Here is a 1,731-nt window from a genome sequence, read left to right as displayed (position 1 = left end):
CTAGAACGCCGACCGGTTTGAAAAGGATCTCATCACGCGGCCTTTCGCTGGATCGTCTCGAAGTTCTGAATGGCGCAGGCGCGGCGTAGGTCGAAGAGGTTCTTGCGGACGCCGCGGTAGCGAGCGCGGCGTCCCTGCCGACGAGCGAGGTGCGCGAGGCGATGCTCGACGGCGACCCGCTCGCGGAGCCTGGCCCGACCCGTTCGCGTCTTCTGTAGCTTGCGCAGCTTGTGCTGGAGCCGCTCGTTCTCGGCGATCGCGACGGTCCGGCCGCTTCCGGCGCTCGCTGCGGTGCAGTTCGCGCGCAGACGACAATGGTCGCATGCCTCGGGATCGAACTCGACGACCGAGCCGAACTCGATGCGCTCGGTCTCGCCGGCCGGGCAGGTGATGGTGAGGTCGCGCAGGTTGAGCTTGAAGTCACCCTTCGCGAAGGACTTCCCGTTCCGCGCCACCCAGGGCTTGCAGATGACTTCGCCACCCGCACCGAGGATCTCGTCCACAAGCGGGCTCGCGATGTAGCCGCGGTCGATGTTCAGTTCGGCGATCCCACGCCCCTGCAACTCGATGTCCCGCTTCAGCTCCGGCGCGGCCTCCTCCTCCGGCCGGTTCGCTGGCGTGATCGCTCCGGCGATAATGAGATCGCTGTCGAGGTCGGTGGCGATGTGGCGCTTGTAGCCGTTGAAGCGCTTCGACTTGCTCTTGCGCCCGTGGCGCATCTCGCGATCTTCGACCGAGACGCGACGGTCCGCAGCCACGCCCTCGCGGATCTTCACGCCGCCGCCGCCCGGGTCGGGCTCCAGGTCCTGGCTCATCAGCTGCGCGAGGGTCTCGATCTCGTCCTTGAGCGGCGGCTTCTTCTTCTCCGCCGCGAGCTGCGCGCCGATCCAGTCCTTCAGGTTCTCGAGCTGGAACGCCAACGACTTCACCGCCGAGGCCTTCTGCGCAGGGTCGCTCCAGTCGAGGTCGAGCGCCTTCTTCACGCTCGACTCGGCAAGCAACGGTGCGCGCGCCTCGCGGCACACCCGTTCTACCGGCCAGTCGAGCAACCCCGCCGCGCACTCGACCACCTTGCGGCCGGCGTGGGCGAGCAAGTTGATGGTGTCCTCGACTCGGCCGGCGCCTTCGAGCGGGCTGGAGTCGATCGCCACGCGCAGCGTCTTCGGCAGCTTCTTCCAGTCGAACTCGCTGGTCGCCCTCGCCAGCTCGATCGTGCGCTCCAGGAGTCGCCGGTCCATGTCGTTCGCGATGAGTCGCTCGCGGAACGCTTGCAGCGCGCCCTGGGAGAAGGCCGGCTCGGTCTCGCCAAGCCGACCCAGCACCATCTGCCAGCGCGCGTCGAAGACCGACGCCTCGACTGCGTCGAAGTCCGACATCCCGAGGTAGCCCTGCAGCACCAGCGCCATCGCGAGCAGCGCTGGCGGCACCGGCTCCTTGCCGGCGCCGGTGTCCCGGTACATCGACTCCAGCTCCGCCTGGAAGGCGTCGTCGAAGATCTCGTGCCGGTGGCGGCGCAGGAAGGCGAAGAGCTTCCGCCTCTTCTCCAGCCGCTTCAGGATGAACTGCTCCTGCCGCGTCACCGCCGCGCTCGGCCGCCACCGCTCCATCGCCACCTCCGCGCGAGCACCGGCTCGCTCGAAGGCGAGAGGATCACGGGCGGATGGGCCCTGTCGATCCCCGGCGGGTAAGCGATGGGATTCATGGGGACTTCAAGCCGATCGGCGCTCTAGA

The 1,731-nt window shown here is 68.0% G+C and carries 1 protein-coding gene; it reads right to left on the bottom strand.

Going from position 1 to position 1,731, the window contains the following annotated elements:
* Nucleotides 1-32: 32 nt before the first annotated feature.
* Nucleotides 33-1,607, bottom strand: coding sequence for an IS1182 family transposase (locus MNZ39_RS23970; protein WP_242341594.1), 1,575 nt, complete (start codon nt 1,605-1,607; stop codon nt 33-35).
* Between the last annotated feature and the right edge of the window lie 124 nt (nt 1,608-1,731).

This window comes from Anaeromyxobacter sp. SG66 (genome assembly GCF_022690805.1).
In the GTDB taxonomy this organism is placed as follows: Bacteria; Myxococcota; Myxococcia; order Myxococcales; family Anaeromyxobacteraceae; genus Anaeromyxobacter; species Anaeromyxobacter soli.
The sequence above is the reverse complement of the archived record's forward strand: the minus strand, read 5'-3'. Positions and strand labels throughout refer to the sequence as shown.